Source organism: Edaphobacter sp. (genome assembly GCF_028283685.1).
Classification (GTDB): Bacteria; Acidobacteriota; Terriglobia; order Terriglobales; family Acidobacteriaceae; genus Edaphobacter.
In genome coordinates, this window is sequence record NZ_JAPWKF010000002.1 from 121,093 (window position 1) to 140,609 (window position 19,517).

Genomic DNA, 19,517 nt, shown 5'->3' on the forward strand with positions numbered 1-19,517 from the left:
TTTACCCGGGCCTTACCCGGTGTGCGTGCAATAAGAGAAAATACATCTGATGAAGTTTGCACTGCTTGGCTATGGATTTATGGGCGGCGCTCACCTGGCGGCGCTGCAGCGGATCGAAGGTGTCACGGTGAAAGCGGTCGCCTCGCGCACCCGTCCATCAAACGATGGTCCCACGCGCGGCAACCTGGATCTAGCGAGCGGACCGCTCCCTGACGACGTCTTGTGGACTCCCGATTGGCAGGCAGTCCTTGCTGATCCTGAGATTGACGCTGTGGACATCTGTCTGCCAACCGACATGCACCGCGAGACCGTGTTAGCGGCTTTCGCCGCGGGAAAGCATGTTCTGTGTGAGAAGCCGATGGCTCTTACCTTGTCCGATTGTGAGGATCTGATGGCGGCGGCGGCGCAAAGCCGCCGGGTCTTCATGGTCGGCCAGGTTCTGCGCTTCATGTACCCCTATCGTTACGCTGCACAGTTTTTGGGTGAAGCCGGACGAGATAATGTGCAGCGCTGCACGCTGCGCCGAAGCACCGGATATCCGCAGTGGGGTGGTTGGCTGACGCAGAGCGAACGGAGCGGCGGCGCAATCCTCGATCTGCTCAGCCACGATATCGATCAGGCGCTCTCGCTCTTCGGCCCCCCCGTTTCGCTACAGGCCGACAGTGTTGGCCCCGTTGACACCATGCGGGGCGTGCTGCGATACGGTGCTGGAACGGAGGTTGTTGTGGAGGGTGGATGGTTTTCGTCAGAGACGCCGTTTTCGGCGAGCTTTGAGATCGAGGCAGCAGGCGAGCGGCTCGACTATCGTGACAATCTGATGACGCGTACAAACCGACATGGGGAGACGACCACCGTTGCCATCCCTGAGCACGACCCGTACTTTGACGAAATTGCATACTTCGTAGACTGCTGCCGGAATAATCAGGCGCCGGCGCGATGTCTTCCGGCAGAGTCGGCGCTGGCCGTCGAACTCTCGCTTCAACTCAAAGCCTCACGAGACGCAGGTGGAAGGGAACTGAAATGGCAGAGGTAGCACCGATGGAGATTGGGCTGGTGATCTGGGCAGAATCAACTGCCGAAGTGACGTTGAAGCAGGTGGCAGATTATGGATTGCGCGTCATTCAGCTCGGGATCCCGCCTGCGGTCGATTGTGCTGCAGCGGTCGTTTCGTGGAAGCAGTCGCTCGCAGCAGCTCCTCAGGTCGTGATCACGAGCGCGGTCTGCTGCTATGAGGGCGAAGATTATTCCGACCTCGCTACCGTGCATGAATCCGTAGGCTTCACCACACCCAGGTATCGTCCGGAACGCATCGCCCGCACACGCGAGATCGCAGACTTCGCGCACGGCCTCGGCATTGAAGCCGTCTCCTGCCATATCGGCTTCATTCCAGAGGATCCCGAAGACGCGCTTTACGCTGAGTTGATTGAAGTGACACGGACGTTGTGCGATGGGACCTCGGTCAACGGCCAGAACTTTGTGCTCGAGACCGGTCAGGAGTCTGCTGAGGTCCTGTTGCGGTTCATCGCGGATGTCGGTCGATCTAATCTCAAGATCAACTTTGATCCGGCCAACATGATTCTTTACGGATCAGGTGATCCGCTGGCAGCCCTCGCCTTGCTGCAGAAGCATGTTGTATCAGTGCACTGCAAGGACGGCACATCGCCCGTTGCGGGAAGCGGCTCGCTCGGCAAGGAATGTGCGCTGGGAGACGGCGAGGTCGACTTCCCGGGATTCCTCAGTCTGTTGCAACAGATTGGCTATACCGATTCGCTCACGATCGAGAGGGAAGAGCCAGATCAGCAGCGAAAGGTCGCGGATGTCTTCCTGGCCATCGAACGGCTCAAGATGTGGAAGCAGTCCATCGGCCTTTAGGAAGACGGCAGAAGGTCCTTAAATCGCTGAGCGGTCCTCTTACGCAGAGGGCCGCTCTTTTGCGTCCTATCAGCGGCGAACGCTGTCGAGTTCCTTTGGTTCGTTGGCAAGAAACGCCAATGTCCCCAGAAATACGAGTCCTGCAAAAAGCTCGTAGCTGACAAGGACAGACCAGCGTGTGTTTGCAAGAGAACTCAAGGATGGAATGGAGAGAGCGAGCAGGAAGAAAGATGCTTCGAGTCCAAGCAGGAGTGCTCTGCTGCCGCGATATAAAAAGACTGCGATGCAGTAAATCCCCGCAGGAAAGAAGTAGCCGTAATGATGTTCCCACGCGATCGGGGACGCAACCGTAACAATCAGCCCGAAGAACAGAAAGTCCAGCGTACTGTCGCGCCACCGGCGAACCATCGGGAGAAGCAGGGCAAGAGCCATCAACAGCGCAGAAGACAGCACGGTTCCGAGATACACAATGCGGTTATAGGGTGGGAAGTTGACAGCATCAAAGGTCAGGCTATCCCCGGTGTGGAGGAGACGCTGCAACAACCCATTGACGGATTGATTCGGGTAGTACACCTCTCCGTGATGGCTGAGATAGCTGATAACGGCCAGATATTCGATCTCGTTGTGCCAGCCGAACAATAGGATCGTTACCACCTGCGTGATTGCGACGACGCCCAGCATCGTTATGAAGAAGGGCCAGCGGCGCCGCAAAGCGGCCCAAAGCAGAAAAACCCCCAACTGAGGCTTGAACACACAAACGAGACCAATGCACGCCCCACTCAGCCTCTCACCGCCACGCATCCAGAAATACAGGGCAAGAGCCCAGAGGAAGATGAGAAACGCCTGGATTTGTCCAAGTGCGCTTGCCTGGGTCACTGGGTAGAACAGGAGGCCTACCGCCGCAATCCACACGCGGATAAGCACCTTTTCGCTGGGCGAGAGCGACTTTTTCAGGGGAGTTGCCAGCAGGAAAATCTCGCCGCATAGCAGCAGGGTGGCCGGGAAGCTCAGAAGCGAAAGAATTTTGAGCGTGAGCTCTCCATAAAGGCCGAATGGAACGGTCACCTTGTAAAGCAGCAGAGAAGACATCGGGTACTGAAACTTTGCAACATGCTGAAACAAGACGGTCTCGTAGACTGCTTTGCCAGCGCGCAAAGCCTCCCATCCGAAGTCCATGCAGGTGGAAGAGTCATTGTTCAAGCGGCCAAGAACGATATGACCTAAAGCATGAACCTCGCTCCCCTGTGGATGAACGCCCCAGAGGGTCAGGGTCACAACCAATAGCAGGAGAGATAGAGCGGCTAACCTTTTACCAGGTGGCATTTCTTAGAATGTTACCTAAGTTTGTAGCCTTTATCGTTTTAGTTTTCGTCTATTGCTTAGCTGAAGCCGCACATCTACGCATTCGCCATGTTAATTAAGAGGCCTTCTCCTCCACTCTTGATGCTGATAGATGCAGATCGGCCATTAGGGGAGAGCTGGCAGACGAGTCGCAGGTAGTAGAGGCCAATGGCGAATTGGCATATTACTTCCCGCGCCGGAAGCGAGTGCGGTAGACAAACCTGCATGAATATAGGTGAAGCTTCATCGCCAATCAGGCGGCAATCTCAGGCGTACATATTCTCTGTTGCCTGCGCTTTCGGTGCCCTAAGCAGCGCATCGAAAGCTGAATGCTTGTCGACGCAGTCTAGCCGTCGATGAGGCGGGCACGGCCTTCAGTCCACAGGTGAAAGAGATCGTTATTATCGCGTGCAACGTGAGCAAGCCCGGATCATCTTCTGGAAGATACACGGCAGATGCAGCGTGTTGCCGCCGAGGTCAGGCGACCATGACGCAGATGAAATGACAGATGTTTTGGCCGACACGCATCTATTCTTGTCTTCTCAGTGAAAATGGTAAGCCACACCGATTGTTAGTGCCTGAGGATTTGGCGTCCTTAGCGGCACGTTTATCCATTTTTGCCACTCGTAGTCAGCGCGTAGATTGATGGATCGCGAAAGATGATAGTCCAGGCCGCCACCTATACCCATGAGGTTGAAGCTTAGAGTCGCTGACCCGCTTGGATAATCATAGACTCCCCGTCCATACGAGACTCGGCCATAAGGGATAAAGCGGTAGCGGCGCGTGAGGATATACCGTCCTCCGACTTCGTACGTCGTCTGCTTCCCACCATTTCCCGAGCCGTTGAGGTGGTGAAAGTTGAACTCGACACCGATGTGAGGCCTGAAGTCTGCCGCAAGATACGCTCCACCACCAAGCAGATTGACCTTTCGCGTCAGATCGCTGAGTGGCGCTGGATTGCCCTGAGTATCCCAGGGTAGATAGTTGGATCGGCCAATCGAGAACGATCCGCCTGCTTGGAGATCGAGTTTCTGTATCGCCGTGTATTCGGCCTGGCCATACATCGGATGTGCCCGGAGCATAACGTACAGAACCATAAGCACGGCTCCGAAGCTGAGTCTGTTCTTGTCCATTCGACGTAATAGACGCCATCGATCATCTGGAAGATTACATGGCTGCATAATCTTGCCTGCATGTAGTCCTGACGTCGAAAGTTGTCGTCTCCAGAGACAAACGATGTTCATGCAGTAAAGGCACCATTGCGTACGCAGTGGTCTCCGACGAGGATTTTTTTGAGGCGCCATTCAGTTCTATACGCGAGATATCTACTGTTCGCAGTTGCGTTGATGTTTTGTTTGTCAGCGCGCGCTCAAACCTCGGTCTCGATCCACAGCATCATGACGACGACGGGCACGTATCCTCTGCCGGATTCGCCATATCTCTATTCGCACTACGGCAGCGAGGTCTCTGTGACCGGCGTTGTCGTCGGTGTCATGTCCTCGGGCGACTTCACTGGCACTATCTATATCTCAGAGCCCTCCGGCGATTGGGATAGCCTTCAGGCAACAGCCGAGGGGATGCCCATCTTTGCCCTGCAGTCGCTTAATAGCTCCTGCGCCGTAGTGGGAGCCTCGGTCACCGTGGTGGGTAAGATCGTCGAAGCAAACTCTATCGTTAGCACTGCGATTACTGCGGCCAACACGCCAGGTACAGGCATGCAACCCACGAGTTGCACGGTAAATTCAACCGGCAATACGATGACGCAGAGCATCTCCAATACTTCGGCCTTCAGCTCCTTTGGCGGCGCATTGGAGTACACGGGCATGACGACCTCCGCGACCTTCTACGCAGTCTCGCCAACCAGCGCGACACTGGATGAGTCTTCGGAGACCGCGACCTCTACGGGGCAGTTCTGGGCGACCATCTCATCCAACTCATCGAGCAATGGGCACCTGTTCCGTTCGGCAGGAATCGCAGGCGACGAGTATGTGCCATCATCTGCGCCATCCACCGTCGCGACATGGTCGGGTAATCCGCAGCGGGTGTTGATCGATACGACGACCTTCGGAGGCTCGCCAGTCAACATCACTGTAGGGCAGAGCATCTCCTGTACAACAGGTTCCAATATAAAAGTTGGAGCTACAGCTGGCATCGGCCTGATCGATTACACCCTAGGCTACGCCCGGCTACTGATCTTTCCGACGAGTGTCTGTACCGTCAGCGGATCAGTTGCAACAAGCACTTCGGCGGCAGCTGATTCAACGCACTTTCACGTAGGCACGCTCGACCTCGACCGCTTCTATTCGACCACCGGAGCGACGTCAGGTTCCGTAGCCGTCAGCTCGGATGCCTACACGCGGCGACTGACCAAAGCCGCGCTTGCCATCACGAACTCGCTTGGCAAGCCCGATATCGTCTCACTGCAGGAAGTGCAGGACCAAGCCACGCTGCAGGATCTCGCAAGCGCCGTCAACACGTTGGCAAGCACCAGCTATGTTCCATATCTTGAGCAGGGGAATGACAGCAATAGTCTGAACGTTGGCTTCCTGGTGAACTCTTCTACCGTAAAAGTGGACTTGGTTACCCAGGTTGAGAAGTCGGCAACTTATACGACGACGTCGAGCGGCTCAGGGACACTGTGGGAACGGCCTCCGCTGGTGCTGAAGGCAGAGTTCGTCCGTACTGGCATCAATTATCCGGTCACGGTCGTCGATGTCCATCTGACGCCGCGGACCAACATTGGTGACAGCACACTCGGAGCCGACGTGCGGCAACATCGCGCGGCGCAGGCGACTGATCTCTCCGCGCTCGTGCAAAGCTATCAGACTGCCGGCGAAAACGTCATCGTCGCTGGTAATCTGAACGCCTTTGAATTCTCCGATGGTTACGTTGACGTGACGGGCATCATCGACGGATCGCCTGCGGCTTCGAGCGCTGTCACGCTCTACGAGCCGACGAGCAGCACTGGTGCGCTCACTGATTTTGTAACCTCCGTCGATTCCACCTCGCGCTACAACATTATCGAAAACGGCAACGCGGAGGTGCTGGAACACATTCTCGCCTCATCCACCGTCACGAATGATTCCACGGCCTCGGCTTCACTGGCATCTTATGTCTCGGCTGTTACGCAGCCGCATTTCACGGCAGACTTTGCTGCTGTCAATCTGAATGGCTCCGCGACGCCCGCAGGGCTGACCCTTCATGATGGCCTTGTCGTCTCATTCCTCATTCCGCCCGCCCCGACGACCGCGTCGGTTTCTTCCTCTTCTCTGAACTTCGGTTCGGTCGACATCGGCTCGAGTGTGAGCCAGACGATCACCTTCACCAACACAACGTCATTTACCTCAACTGTAACGATCTCGGGCATCACGATCTCGGGAACGAACTCAAGCGACTACACAGAGACGAATACATGTTCGTCCGCGTTGGCCTCAGAAGCCAGCTGCACCATCACCGTAACCTTCGCCCCGACGGCGGCAGGTGCGCGGACGGGTGCGCTGACGATTGCCAGCGATTCGACCTCCAACCCTTCGCTTACGGTCTCGCTGACCGGGATTGGTGTCTCTGTCCTCAGCAGCAATGTGGATTCGTTGAGCTTCGGAAATATCGACCTTGGCGCTACCAGCGCAGCTCAGACCGTTACCGTAAGCAATGGCACCACCTTGCCCATTGCTTTGTCTTCGATCGCTATTAGCGGCAGCGATTTCAGCATCACATCCAATACCTGCGGCACTGCGATCGCAGCGTCCTCGAGTTGCGCGATCTCCGTCGTTTTTACGCCGACCGCAACCGGCGCCCGCACTGGAACGCTCTCTGTTACCAGTATCTCCAAAGGGGCGCTTGCCGTAGCTCTCACTGGAAACGGCGTTGACTTCAGCGCGGCCTTTTCATCTTCATCGGGCTCTATCATCGCCGGCTTCTACGAAACGGTAAATGCCACGCTTACCCCCCTGGGAGGTTTCAGCTCTTTCGTAAGTGTGAGCTGCTCGACAACGGCCAGTGGGTCGGCATGCACTCCATCCGTCTCCAGCCTTACGCTTAGCTCCGCCACTACCGTTCCGATTACGATTACCACCACATCGCAAAAGACCGTCATCGGCCTCTCCGGAGTTGGAATAGGTGGCAATATGTCGTTTTTTGTACTAATTCTTTCCGCCTTCCTTCTGCGGCGTCGAGTCCACAACCTTCCCCGCGTGCTCACTCTACTGATTGCTTTGGGGATCATGCAGGCGCTCACGGGATGCGCAAACCAGTCTGCTGCGAATGCAAATCCAACGCAGCCCGGCACCTATACCTACACGCTGACCGTTACCGATGGTGTGCTTACGCGTTCCGCTGTCTACACCCTGACCGTAACGCAACAGTAAGGTCAATTGGTTTCTCTCTCTTCCGTCATGCAGGGACCCACACGACGCAGCGAATTTTCAAACGATCAATAGCGGTCTCTCGATTGAGCCTCATCCGGACGCGTCAGGGAACGCTTCAGATCAAAGCTGTAACGCCAATACGGCTCTCCAGCCGTGCTAAATGCCTGCGCCACCTGGTTGCTCATTCGTCCCCCCTTTATCAATGATGAGGGGGGGACGAATGAGTGCCTTCGCTTTCTGCCGCAGGTTGCTGTTATACATCGAGGGCTGTCAAGCTCGCGCTCAAAGGCATGTTGGTGAATTGCACGTCACGTCGAGTGCTGGTCAAGCACTTCAAGGTGCCCAGGTCTTTTGCGTGGATGTGAGCGACCGGATATAGTCGTGATCCGGTTCGAAGCCGGTTCCCGGCCCGGCAGGAACGACGATGGTGCCTCGAGGTGTGACGCGGATCGGCTCGGTGGTGATGTCTCGTGCCCAATAGCGTTCGCTGGCGGAGACGTCTCCTGGAAGCGTGAAGCCCGGCAACGAAGACATGGCAATGTTGTGTGCGCGGCCGATTCCGGTCTCGAGCATGCCGCCGCTCCAGACCGGGATATCGTGCTTGCGGCAGTAGTCCTGAATGGCACTAGCCTGTGCATGACCGCCGACGCGTCCGAGCTTGATGTTGATGATGCGTGCGGCTTCGAGTTCAACCGAGGCCTCGACGTCGCGCAGGCTGTGGATGCACTCGTCGAGGCAGATTGGCGTCTTGAGCTGGCGTTGAAGTTCGGCGTGGCGATAGATCTCGTTCCACTGCAGCGGCTGCTCGATGTAATCGAGACCAAAGTCGTCGAGCTGGCGCAGCAGGTCGATCTCGGCGAGCGTGTAGGCGGAGTTCGCGTCCACTGTAAGGTTGATCTGCGGGTAGCGTGCTCGAACCGCGGCGACGACCTCAACATCTTTGCCAGGCTTGATCTTGAGCTTTACGCGCTGGTAGCCGGCGCTGAGTTCGCCTGCGATACGGTCCAGCAGCGCGGAGACCTCGGTGTGAATGCCGAGCGAAACGCCGCAGGGAATCTCGGTGAGCGTACCCCCGAGCATGCTTGCGAGCGAGATGCCCCTGGAGCGTGCGACAGCGTCCCAGACGGCGGTCTCGAGCGTACCCTTGGCCATCTCGTGGCCTCGTACGCGAGTCATCAACGTCGAGAGTGTGGAGACGTCGTCGAACTCGACGCCGAGCACCAGGGGAACGAGAAACTGATCGAGCATGAGCCATGCGGTATCAATGGTTTCGGAGTTATAAAAGGGGAAGTCGGGCGCTGTGAGCTCGCCCCAGCCGATGCCTTGGTCGGTGATGACCTCAAGCAGCAGGATGCGACGGTTCTTCATCACGCCGAAGCTAGTCTCAAAGGGCGCGAGCAGATCCATCTCGATCTCTCGTGCGTTGATACGTTCAATCTTCATCGTCTCTCCAGAAGGTAACTTTGTTGATCGCGGTCGAAGCCGGTGACGGTAAGACCGGAGGCGAAGGCCTCTTCGAAGGCAAGACGCAGCTGGGACTGCGCAGCTGCGTCAGTTCGATCTTTTAGTGGTGGTAGAGGGATGCGGCACTCGGCTTTGGTGCCGGCGATGATCTCACCTGCAAGGGCGCGAAGTGCTCTCTCGCCTTGAAGGTCCCACTCGAGCAGCAATCTATCGGTTGGCAGCCCTGCATGCAGCGGGCTCGCGGTGATGCCGTATATGTTGCGTATGTAGATGTGGCTGGTGGCACCAAGACGCACCAGGTTGAACCAGGCGTTACGGTCCTGCATCGGGTCGAAGGTCCAGTGCATGACGCTGAAGCCTGCGCGTAGAGCGTGCTCGCGCTGTGCGAGCTTGAGGGCGCGTCCGATGCCTGCGTTTTGCCACTCCGGCAGTACAGCGACGCGATGCGAATGGATGTGGCCCGGTTGCCGGTCGGCAAAGGCAAGCGAAAAACCGATCATACTGCCGTCGGGGGTAAACGCTCCGAGCACCTGTCCCGAGAAGCGTTGCGCGACGACGAAGATGGGGCGCCCCTCTGCATCGAGATCACCGGCATTCCAGACGATCTTCTGCAGGTGGACCATGCCGTCCAGCTCCTCAAAGCTGCGGGGAGGGCGTATTTCGATGGGGGGTGATCCGGGTGACACAGGTGGATTCCTTTGTTGCAACATTTGTTGTCATCTTACCCGTCGAATTCTAGGCAGAGAGCGAATCGCTGTCAATCCGTAATCTGCCCGTGCTTCGGCGATTTCTCTCGGTGGTAGCGCAACACCACTAGATTCATTCTTTGGTTGACATCCAAGCCATCTCCCCGCAGACTGTTCACATCGACGTGAAATAAATTATCCAATCGCAACGTTTGTTGCGCTATTGCGAGGCGGGAGCGTGAAGCCTCTCTCGCGGACAGCGCAGCTCTCGTGAAGAGGCATCCTGAGATGGTGGTGACGAAGCCGGAGGCTGGAAGCGAGAACGACACGGGGCTGCTGCGCGACCTCACGATGAGGGATGGCGTCGCCATCGTAGCCGGTGCGGTGATCGGTTCGGGTATCTTCCTGGTACCCGGAGAGGTGGGGCTACGTGTCCCCGGTCTTGCCGCAGTGCTGGGAGTCTGGCTTCTGGGAGGGTTGCTGACGCTGGCAGGTGCATTATCACTTGCTGAATTGGGAAGTATGTTCCCTGCGGCTGGTGGACTCTATACCTACCTGCGCGCGGTCTATGGACGGCCTGTCGGTTTTCTTTACGGCTGGCTGTTGCTCACGGTCATCAACACTGGCAGCATTGCAACGCTGGCTACAGGATTTAGCCTGTACGTCTCGCAGGTTGTAGCTGTCAGCGCAGGACAGCGGAAGCTACTGGCAGCTGGTGCGATTGTTGTCTTTACTGCGCTGAATCTGATGAGTCTGCATCGTGCCAAGGTGGTGCAGAATCTGGGAACGGTGGCGAAGCTCGCGGGCATTGGGATGCTCGCGCTTGAGCTGTTTCTTCACGGCAGCACCACGCTGTTGCGCGAATCGATGCCAGGTGTTCGTCCGCTGACGATGACTGGTGTCGGAGTGGCGCTAGTCTCCGTGCTTTGGGCGTATGAGGGATGGCACGTCGTCTCCTTTACGGCAGGCGAGTTTCGCAATCCGGCGCGAGATCTTCCCCGCAGCCTGGTGTTGGGGACGCTGATTGTCGTTGGCGTGTATATGACATTGAACCTGGCCTACTACTCTGTGCTGTCGAATGCAAACGTAGCAGGTGCTCCAAGCACTGCGGTGCGGGCAATGCAGGCTGTGGGTGGGCCTGTATTAGTGCGATTACTTTCGGGCGTCATCGTGGTGTCGATCCTGGTCTCGATCAACGGGCTGGTGCTAACCGGACCGCGCGTCTTCTATGCCATGGCGCATGACGGCGTCTTTTTTCGCGCTCTGGGAAGGGTTTCAAAGCGCGGCCGCGTACCAGTGGCGGCTCTTCTGCTGCAGGGAGCGTGGGCTATTGGCCTGACGCTGACGGGGCAGTTTCATCAGTTGTACACGCTGGTGATCTCCTCGGCGTGGCTGTTCTATGGCCTGTCGGTAGCAGCTGTGCTGGTAATGCGTTGGAAGGAGCCGGAGCGGCCACGGCCGTTCCGCACGCCGTGGATGCCTTGGGTGCCTGCGCTGTTCGTGCTGGCCTCTGCCGGAATCGTGATCTCTTCGTTTATATCGAGCTGGCAGCACGCATTGATGGGGCTTGGCTTTCTTGTAATGGGCCTGCCGGTATACCTGCTGTTTGCGCGCCTCAACGGAAGAGGAGAGCAAGCAAGGGGCGAAAAGAGATAAAAACGGCAGCCCGCAGAAGCGGACCTGTAGGTTTTGTGGTGAAAGCGAGCAGACGAATGATGAAAGGAGTATGGACAATGGGGTGGACTAAGGGTGTTGTGGTTGGTGGAGTGCTGGCAGTGGCGGCGATGACGGCGTCGACAGTACAGGCTCAGACGCTGAATGAGACGGTGAAGCAGATTGTGGAGCGGCCGGAGTTCCGGCACTCGTACTTCGGCTTAGAGGTCTATTCGCTGAAGACGCATAAGGTGCTTTATACCTATAACGGCGACAAGCTCTTTACTCCGGGGTCGACTACCAAACTGTTGTCGGTAGGTACGGCGATGCACCTGCTGGGACAGGACTACCGCTTCCATACGGTGATCTATCGCACGGGCAAGGTGGTCAACGGTACGTTGAAGGGAGACCTCGTGCTGGTAGCCGCCGGCGATCCGAATCTTTCGGGGCGTATGCAGGAGGACGGCACACTGGCGTACACCAAGGAAGATCACTCCTATGGCGGATTCGATGCGACTGTGGTGGCGGGGGATCCCGTGGCGCCGCTACGCTCGTTTGCCGATCAGATTGCGAAGTCCGGAATCCGCAAGGTCGATGGCCGCGTGCTGATTGATATCAGCCTGTTTCCGGAGGGAGAGCGCGAGGGTGGCTCGAACGTCGTGATATCGCCGATCGTTGTGAACGACAACGTTGTGGACTGGACATCAACGCCGGGTGCAAAGGTAGGCGATCCGGTGACGTTGAAGACAGCTCCTGAGGCTCCTTTTCTGCACTTTGTGAACAAGGCGACTACAGCAAAGGAGGGGACGGAGCCGACGATCGACAGCTCGGTGAAGGAGAGCCCGGATGGATCGCTTGAGATTACCGTGACGGGAGAGCTGCCGCTTGGACGAGGCAATCTGCTTGGCAGTACGCCCGTGCCTGTGCCATCGCACTTCGCGCAGAAGATGCTGGTTGCGGTGCTGGAGCAGAAGGGCATTACCGTCGCAAACAAGAGCGTCAGTTTCCCGGCCTCGACGGAAAGTTACAAGGCGTTCTATACGCCAGACAATAAGGTTGCGGAACACGTCTCTGCGCCGTTGAGCGAGGATGCAAAGGTGACGTTGAAGGTCAGCCAGAATCTGCACGCTGCGATGATGCCCTATCTGGTCGGCGCCTTGATTGGAAAGGCAACGGACAAGATCGATCGCAAGGGCTTCGATCTGGAGCACGACATGCTGCAGGGGGCGGGACTTGATCTCAGTGGCGCCGCACAGAGCGACGGCGCAGGCGGCTCTGCGTACTTTACGCCGGACTTCATGGTGCACTATCTTGCCTGGTACTCTGAGCAGCCTGAGGCGAAGGTCTTCCACGATGCGCTGCCGATTCTTGGCAAGGACGGGTCGTTGTTCAACATTCAGACGCAATCACCTGCGGTGGGCAAGGTCTTTGCCAAGACGGGTACGTATGCGATTGAGGACAAGCTTAACCATGGCCTGCTGATTACCGGCAAAGGACTTGCAGGATATACGGTGACTTCGGATGGTGAGCCAGTGGCGTTTGCCACGTATCTGAACTTTGTTCCGGTGCCGCTTTCGACCGATGCGATAACGCGCGTCGCAGGACAGACACTGGGCGAGATTGCGGCTGCGATCAATCAACAGAAGAGTCACTGATCAAATGGGTGGACGAATGGGGCGCTCGATGCTAACCGCAGGGCGATATTGTGGTCGCGATCGAGTGCCCCACCAGGGAGATGGAGCCGTTCGATGGAAGAGAAGATAGAGGCACGGCTGCTGAGAGTGGCGGAAGCAGCAAAGCCAACGATCCTGAGCCGCACCAGGGAACTGGTGGAGATCGAATCTCCTTCAAGCAGCGCCGAGGCGGTTAACCGTGCTACGGCACTGGTGGCGGAGTGGTGCCGCACGTTGGGAGCCCGCGTGCGCCTGCATCGCAGCAAGGGTTACGGCGATTCGTTGGAGGCGCGTTTTGGGCCTGTTCGCTCAAAGTTGGCGCCAATCCTGCTGTTGGGACATCTCGACACCGTGTGGGATCACGGCACGCTGAAGACGATGCCGTGGAGTGTGAAGAATGGTCGTGTGAGCGGTCCCGGCGTGCTGGATATGAAGGCCGGCGTTGCAATGGCGATTACGGCTATCGAGATGCTGCTGGAGGAATGTCTGCTGCAGCGGCCTGTGATTCTTTTGCTGCACGCAGATGAAGAGATCGGCAGTCCGGGTTCGCGCACGCTGACAGAAAAGATTGCGGCAGCATGTAGTGCTGTGTACGTGCTGGAGCCAGCGCAGGGACCAGAGGGAGCCTACAAGACGGCGCGCAAGGGAGTCGGGCTCTTTGAGCTGAAGGTGCAGGGTATTGCCTCGCACGCTGGTGTGGACTTTGCCGCTGGTCATAGCGCTGTGTTGGAGCTGGCGTGGCAGCTGGAGAGTATTGCAGCTCTGACGAATCTCAAGACAGGAGTGACGGTGAATCCTGGGCTGATCCATGGCGGTACGCGATCGAATGTTGTAGCGGCAGAGGCAGAGGCCGTAATTGACGTGCGTATTCCACGTGTGCGTGACGGCGTACAGATTGAGCGTAGACTTCGCGCTCTGAAGCCGAGAGATAAGGCCTGCAGCCTGATGCTGACGGGAGAGATCAATCGCCCTCCCATGGAGAGAGGCCGAGGGACTGTGGCGCTGTTCCGCCGAGCACAGAAGGCGGCGCGAGACATGGGGTTTGTGCTGACAGAGGCTGCAACTGGCGGCGGCAGTGACGGCAACTTCACCGCCGGACTTGGTATTCCGACGCTGGACGGTATGGGAGCGGTCGGCGGCGGAGCACATGCTGTGACGGAGCATCTGCAGGAGAGTTGCCTTGCACCGCGCACAGCCTTGCTTGCTTGCATGATGTTGTAGAGGCATCGATCGAGAAGGAGAACGAATGATTGGCAAACTTGCTCTGACTGTGATGTTCGCATTGCCACCTCTTGCGGCGGTGTCGCAGCAACCTGCCTACGACGTCGTGATTCGCAACGGACGCGTGTTGGATGGCAGCGGGAGTCCTTGGATTGCGGCCGATGTCGCAATCGCACACGGTCGCTTTGTCAAGATCGGCAGAGTGGAGGGCAAAGGGCGTAGAGAAATCGATGCAAAGGGGTTGTATGTCTCACCGGGCTGGATCGACGCGATGGACCAGAGCGGAGCGACGCTGCTGAAGAACGGTCTTGCTGACAATAAGGTGCGTGAAGGGGTAACGACGGCGATTGCAGGGGAGAGCGGGGCGCCGGTTCCTGCCGAGCAGCTGGCGAGTTACTTTGCGCAGCTGAATAGGCAGGGTATCTCGATCAACTTCGGCACATATTACAGCGAAGAACAGGCACGCATCGCGGTGCTCGACCACAGCACGCGTGTACCGAGCGCTGAAGAATTAGGGCGCATGAAGACGCTGATGGCGACCGCGATGAAGGGCGGCGCGAGGGGCATGACGACGGCGCTAATCTATCCGCCCGGTAGCTTTGCGCAGACGCCGGAGCTGATAGCGATGGCAAGCGTCGCCGGTCAGTACGGCGGTATCTATGCAAGCCATGTTCGTGATGAGGGCGCAGGTGTCCTGAGCGGCGTGGACGAGCTGATCGAGATCTCCGAGAAGGCGCACCTGCCGGGAGAGATCTTCCACGTGAAGGTGGCCTACAAGCCGGACTGGGGGCGCAGCATGCAGCTGATCGGGGAACATGTAAATGCTGCGCGGGCCCGTGGCGTTGAGGTCGCAGCTGACATGTACTTGTATGACGCTGGTGGAACGTGGCTGCAAGCGACCATTCCCTCATGGGCCTTTGAAGGGGGAGAGGAGAAGCTGAAGGAACGCCTTAAAGATCCGACTATTCGGGCGCGTCTGAAGCGTGAGCAGCAGGTTGGCTCTCCGGGCTGGTGGAACATCCTTACGGCAGCGGGTGGGTGGGATGGAATTATGCTGTCCGACGCAACGCAGCCGCAGAACAGAAAATATCTGGGCAAGAGCATGGTCGAGATCGCGAAGGATCGCAACAGTGATCCTGCCGATGCGGCCTTCGATCTTGTGGCCGAGGAGGGAGCGGGGCTGCAGGCCGTTTATCACATGATGAGTGAGCAGGATGTACAGACGGCGTTGCGTTTCCCCTGGACGAGCATTGGATCGGATGCCGGAAGTTCGGAGGTGGCGGGTGGAGCTTCGGACCTGAATCATCCCCGTGCTTATGGAAACTTCCCGCGACTGATCGCGCGATATGTCCGCGAACAGCATGTGCTCACGCTCGAAGAAGCCGTGCGAAAGATGACGGGCTGGCCAGCAGAGCGCTTTCGCCTGGAGGGTCGCGGTCTGATTCGTGAAGGAATGTGGGCTGATGTCACGATGTTCAACTACGACACGATCCAGGACACATCAACCTATGAGAAACCAGTGAGCTACCCGAAGGGTATCGAATACGTGTTGGTGAATGGTGAAGTTGTGGTCGAGCACGAGCAGCACACCGGTGCTAAGCCCGGCGAGGTGCTCTATGGCCCTGGCTACGAGGCAAAGAATGGAGGCACGCGATGAGATGCATCGTGCGTGCGGTGTTTGGAGCTGCGCTTGTCTGCGGCTCTGCTGTGGCGCAGGACATAGCGCCTGCTGCCGAGTACAGGGACGTTGCGCGACTCCTCTCGTTCGCCATAGAGCAGCAGATCGAAAGTAAGGGACTGCCCGCCATATCCGTAGCTCTGGTCGACGGCAACAGGCCCGAGGGGCAGCAGATTGTTTGGGCAAAGGGTTTTGGCTTCGCGGATGCGCAGAGGAGGCGGCCTGCATCGGCACAGACGGTGTACCGCGTTGGCTCCGTCAGCAAGCTTTTCACCGATCTTGCCATTATGCAGCAGGTAGAAAAAGGGCGTCTGTTGCTGGATGAGCCGATCGCAACCTATCTGCCGGAGTTCCATCCTGCGAATTCGTTTAAGACCCAAATGACGTTGCGTCGTATGATGTCGCACAGCTCGGGACTGATGCGTGAGGCCCCGGTCGGGCATTACTTCGACGATACAAATCCCTCGTTGCGAGAGACGGTGCTGAGCCTGAATCGCACTCCGCTGGTGTATGCGCCGGGATCGGAGATGCGCTACTCAAACGCAGCAGTTGGAGTTGTTGGCTACGCGTTGGAGAAGACTGCGGGTATGCCCTATGCCGAGTGGATGCAGCGCTCGGTGCTGGCGCAGATGCAGATGAATGATTCGGCTTTCACGCGGGGGAGGGTAAAGAGTGATCTGCTTGCCGATGGAAGAATGTGGACTTATGACGGTCTCGAAGTCAGCACGCCAACCTTCGATCTGGGCGAGGCACCTGCAGGTTCTCTGTATTCGAATGTGACCGATCTGTCTCGCTTTCTTGAGATGATCTTTCGCGGCGGTAAGAACAGCGACGGGACGCAGCTTGTGCAGCACGATACATTGCAGTCGATGATGACCGCTCAGAAAATGAATGATGGAACAGAGTCGCACTTTGGTCTTGGTTTCGTGGTGGGAAACTGGAATGGACGCAAGGTTGTCGGGCATAGTGGCGGCATCTATGGATTCTCTTCGGAGGTTGACGCTCTTCCGGATGAGCGCCTCGGCATTGTGATCCTTTGCTCGATGGATTCGACAAATGCAGTGGTGCATGCGCTGTCGAAGCTGGCGTTGGAGGCCATGCTTGCGAGAGCCTCTGGAGGCGAGTTGCCGAAGGTGACAGTCACCGAGCCCTTGAAGAGACAGGACGTGTTGGCTTGGTCCGGGCGATACGAGGGTGCTCACGGCAAGTCCGTCATGCTCGAGGAGCACGAGGAGAAGCTGATGCTGAACGACGGCAACAGCTTGGTCGAGCTGAAGCAGCTGCGTGCGGCGCCGCGAGGAACGCTGGTGCGCGACAGCAGGTTGGCGATGGGCGAGGAGAAGCTGGCGATCGGCGAGAATATGCTGAGCCTCGGTGGCCAGAGCTATCGCCGGGAGGCAGATCCTCTTCCGACCGCACTTGATCCGCAGTGGAAAGAGCTGATCGGGGAGTATGGCTGGGACTACGACAAGCTGTACGTTCTTGAAGATCATGGAAAGCTGACACTTTTGATCGAGTGGTTTGAATTGGACCCCTTGACGCAGGAGGGGCCGGACAGCTTTCGCATGCCAAAGCGTGGCTTGTACGATTCGGAGAAAGTCTCTTTTGTGAGGGACGCAAAGGGTCAGGTAACGGGAGTGACGGTGGGCGCCGTTCTGTTCAAGCGGCGCGCATTGCCGCAGGATGGTGAGGTCTACCAGCTGGCACGAGCGTTGAAACCAGTCGATCAGCTGCGACGTGAGGCCTTGGCGGCAACTCCTCCCACGGAGGATGGAGCACGGCTTGCGCCGGACCTTGTTGAGTTGACCTCTCTCGACCCGACGATCAAGCTCGATGTGCGATATGCGTCGACTCGTAACTTTCTTGGCGCAGCCGTTTATGCACAGCAACGTGCGTTTATGCAGCGGCCCGCTGCGGAGGCCGTGGCGCACGTCTCGGCAGCGTTGCGCAAACATGGATATGGTCTGCTTATTCACGACGCCTACCGTCCATGGTACGTAACGAAGATGTTCTGGGACGGCACGCCGGACGACAGGAAGATTTTTGTTGCCGATCCGAGCCAGGGCTCGCGACACAATCGTGGCTGTGCTGTAGACCTGACGCTCTACGATCTGAAGACAGGCAAGCCCCTCGTGATGACTGGCGGCTACGACGAGATGTCGGAGCGCAGCTATCCCTTCTATATGGGGGGAACTTCGAAGCAGCGCTGGCAACGTGATCTGCTGCGGCGAGCGATGGAGGCCGAGGGGTTCACCGTCTACGAGTTCGAGTGGTGGCACTTCGACTACAAAGACTGGAAGAAGTATCCATTGCTCAACGTGACGTTCGAGCAGATGGATGCCTCGCGTAGCGCTGCACGATAGCCACGCTTAATCGGCCTCATACCAGCGATAGCCGCGGCGTTGCTCCTCGGATGCCTCGCGTAGCAGTTCCAGAGAGATCTCACGCTTGTAGTTGGCCGCGGCGACGAGGATCTGGTTGGCCAAAGCTATAGGCGCAACGTAGGAGTCGATGAACGATTGGCTCTCAATCGGAGCGATGAAGAACTCGTCGGCGTAGCGTGCAATTGGCGAGATGTAGGTTCCGGTAATACCAACGCAGTAGGCGCCGTTAGATCGGGCTCGTTTCATGCCGTCGACAGTATGGCGCAGGCCGCGCCGAAAGCTGATGGCAAGAACCAGATCGTTTTTGCCGAAGCTGCGCGTGATATGGATGCTGCGTCCGACGGTTGTTGCGGTGTGGACCGGGAGACCGATGATGGAAAGATGGTAGGCAAGGTAGTGCACCAGATTTTCGGCAAGGTCCCCCCCGAGGATCAGGCAGCGCTTTGCTGTATGCATGCGGCGAGCAAGAGCCTTCAGGCGATTCATGTCGAGGCTGGCGCGGAGCGCGTTGAGGTTGCGAACATCCTGTTGCAGTGTCGCCTGCATGTGGTGCTCGAAGTCGCCGGAGTGCGCGCTGCTCTCGCTGGCAGCCTGCATGCCGTCGAAGGATGTGGCGTTGGAGATGGATAGGTCGTGTAGATAGTTCTGAAAGGCGCGGTAATTCGCAAATCCCATGCGCTGTACGACACGCACGATGGTGGCGGGGTCTGTATCCAATCGCGCGGCGACGGCGCGAACACTCAGCAGGACGTAGGTTCTGGGATCCTGCAACAGCGTCTGAATCAGGTCTCGACGCTTAGGGCTCAGCTTCTCCATCCAGGTGGATAGATTGCCGGGGGGCAGGCCTGCATCTTCTCTCTTCTTGTCTGGCACCAAGGGAGAATCTCTCGAATTGTGGGGCTTGTCAATCATTGGTTTGCACGACCTGCATAGTCGGAATATATGGCAACATATGATGCGTCACGTGATTCTGGTAAATATCAAAGCCTTTGTGCTGCTTTGTCGATGATTTTGTGTTGACAGCTGTTTCATATAGCAACATACTTATCAAAAAAAGAAACGTTTGTTGCATTTTATACCTGCGGCGGCTCAGCGCTGCTTCTCTTCGGGGTATTCGCTTCTGGTGGGAGCTCTCCCTACTGTCCTTGGATTCTTGTCTTTCGTAGTAAAAATCTTCT

At 57.5% G+C, this 19,517-nt stretch carries 13 protein-coding genes; 8 read left to right on the forward strand and 5 right to left on the reverse strand.

The window, feature by feature from the left end; genetic code table 11:
* The first annotated feature begins 49 nt into the window (after window positions 1-49).
* The gene (locus PW789_RS04380) at window positions 50-1,033 is read left to right on the forward strand and encodes a Gfo/Idh/MocA family oxidoreductase (protein ID WP_299371979.1); all 984 of its coding nucleotides are present in this window, start codon (window positions 50-52) and stop codon (window positions 1,031-1,033) included.
* On the forward strand, window positions 1,021-1,872 hold the full coding sequence (locus PW789_RS04385; RefSeq protein WP_299371982.1) for a sugar phosphate isomerase/epimerase: 852 nt from the start codon (window positions 1,021-1,023) through the stop codon (window positions 1,870-1,872). Before PW789_RS04380 ends, PW789_RS04385 begins: the two co-directional genes overlap by 13 nt.
* A gap of 69 nt (window positions 1,873-1,941) precedes the next feature.
* Here the strand turns inward: PW789_RS04385 and PW789_RS04390 are convergent, their stop codons facing one another.
* The gene (locus tag PW789_RS04390) at window positions 1,942-3,147 is read right to left on the reverse strand and encodes a glycosyltransferase family 87 protein (protein ID WP_299371985.1); all 1,206 of its coding nucleotides are present in this window, start codon (window positions 3,145-3,147) and stop codon (window positions 1,942-1,944) included.
* Between the two features lie 608 nt (window positions 3,148-3,755).
* Window positions 3,756-4,310: an outer membrane beta-barrel protein gene (locus PW789_RS04395; protein ID WP_299371988.1), complete on the reverse strand. Its 555-nt coding sequence runs from the start codon at window positions 4,308-4,310 to the stop codon at window positions 3,756-3,758.
* Window positions 4,311-4,559: 249 nt separating this feature from the next.
* Here PW789_RS04395 and PW789_RS04400 point away from each other — a divergent pair, with 249 nt between their 5' ends.
* Window positions 4,560-7,580: a choice-of-anchor D domain-containing protein gene (locus PW789_RS04400; RefSeq protein ID WP_299371991.1), complete on the forward strand. Its 3,021-nt coding sequence runs from the start codon at window positions 4,560-4,562 to the stop codon at window positions 7,578-7,580.
* Between the two features lie 333 nt (window positions 7,581-7,913).
* On the opposite strand, the gene menC is transcribed toward PW789_RS04400, so the two are convergent.
* Window positions 7,914-9,023 carry an o-succinylbenzoate synthase gene (gene menC, locus PW789_RS04405; RefSeq protein WP_299371994.1) on the reverse strand — a complete coding sequence of 370 codons (1,110 nt, stop codon included), beginning with the start codon at window positions 9,021-9,023 and terminating at the stop codon, window positions 7,914-7,916.
* On the reverse strand, window positions 9,020-9,730 hold the full coding sequence (locus PW789_RS04410) for a GNAT family N-acetyltransferase (protein ID WP_299371997.1): 711 nt from the start codon (window positions 9,728-9,730) through the stop codon (window positions 9,020-9,022). The genes menC and PW789_RS04410 overlap by 4 nt, the downstream gene beginning before the upstream one ends.
* 270 nt (window positions 9,731-10,000) lie before the next feature.
* Between PW789_RS04410 and PW789_RS04415 the strand changes: the two genes are divergently transcribed.
* The 5 genes from PW789_RS04415 to PW789_RS04435 all read left to right on the forward strand — a co-directional run bounded on the left by PW789_RS04415 (window position 10,001) and on the right by PW789_RS04435 (window position 18,318).
* Entirely contained in the window at window positions 10,001-11,386 is a 1,386-nt protein-coding gene (locus PW789_RS04415; RefSeq protein WP_299371999.1) for an APC family permease, read from the forward strand.
* Between the two features lie 77 nt (window positions 11,387-11,463).
* The gene (gene dacB / locus PW789_RS04420; RefSeq protein WP_299372002.1) at window positions 11,464-13,038 is read left to right on the forward strand and encodes a D-alanyl-D-alanine carboxypeptidase/D-alanyl-D-alanine-endopeptidase; all 1,575 of its coding nucleotides are present in this window, start codon (window positions 11,464-11,466) and stop codon (window positions 13,036-13,038) included.
* Window positions 13,039-13,131: 93 nt separating this feature from the next.
* On the forward strand, window positions 13,132-14,277 hold the full coding sequence (locus PW789_RS04425) for a M20 family metallopeptidase (RefSeq protein ID WP_299372005.1): 1,146 nt from the start codon (window positions 13,132-13,134) through the stop codon (window positions 14,275-14,277).
* A 25-nt stretch (window positions 14,278-14,302) separates the two neighbouring features.
* Window positions 14,303-15,934 (forward strand): amidohydrolase family protein, encoded by a 1,632-nt coding sequence (locus PW789_RS04430; RefSeq protein ID WP_299372008.1) that lies wholly within the window; start codon window positions 14,303-14,305, stop codon window positions 15,932-15,934.
* Window positions 15,931-18,318 (forward strand): serine hydrolase, encoded by a 2,388-nt coding sequence (locus tag PW789_RS04435; protein WP_299372011.1) that lies wholly within the window; start codon window positions 15,931-15,933, stop codon window positions 18,316-18,318. The genes PW789_RS04430 and PW789_RS04435 overlap by 4 nt, the downstream gene beginning before the upstream one ends.
* A gap of 6 nt (window positions 18,319-18,324) precedes the next feature.
* On the opposite strand, the gene PW789_RS04440 is transcribed toward PW789_RS04435, so the two are convergent.
* On the reverse strand, window positions 18,325-19,212 hold the full coding sequence (locus PW789_RS04440; RefSeq protein ID WP_299372014.1) for a MurR/RpiR family transcriptional regulator: 888 nt from the start codon (window positions 19,210-19,212) through the stop codon (window positions 18,325-18,327).
* Window positions 19,213-19,517: the final 305 nt, after the last annotated feature.

Excerpts from the sequence above, each read along its gene's own strand:
- PW789_RS04430 (WP_299372008.1), top strand. The coding sequence starts at position 14,303 with ATGATTGGCAAACTTGCTCTGACTGTGATGTTCGCATTGCCACCTCTT.
- dacB (WP_299372002.1), top strand. The coding sequence starts at position 11,464 with ATGGGGTGGACTAAGGGTGTTGTGGTTGGTGGAGTGCTGGCAGTGGCG.
- PW789_RS04385 (WP_299371982.1), top strand. The coding sequence starts at position 1,021 with ATGGCAGAGGTAGCACCGATGGAGATTGGGCTGGTGATCTGGGCAGAA.
- PW789_RS04395 (WP_299371988.1), bottom strand. The coding sequence starts at position 4,310 with ATGGTTCTGTACGTTATGCTCCGGGCACATCCGATGTATGGCCAGGCC.
- PW789_RS04435 (WP_299372011.1), top strand. The coding sequence starts at position 15,931 with ATGAGATGCATCGTGCGTGCGGTGTTTGGAGCTGCGCTTGTCTGCGGC.
- PW789_RS04380 (WP_299371979.1), top strand. The coding sequence starts at position 50 with ATGAAGTTTGCACTGCTTGGCTATGGATTTATGGGCGGCGCTCACCTG.
- menC (WP_299371994.1), bottom strand. The coding sequence starts at position 9,023 with ATGAAGATTGAACGTATCAACGCACGAGAGATCGAGATGGATCTGCTC.
- PW789_RS04425 (WP_299372005.1), top strand. The coding sequence starts at position 13,132 with ATGGAAGAGAAGATAGAGGCACGGCTGCTGAGAGTGGCGGAAGCAGCA.
- PW789_RS04400 (WP_299371991.1), top strand. The coding sequence starts at position 4,560 with ATGTTTTGTTTGTCAGCGCGCGCTCAAACCTCGGTCTCGATCCACAGC.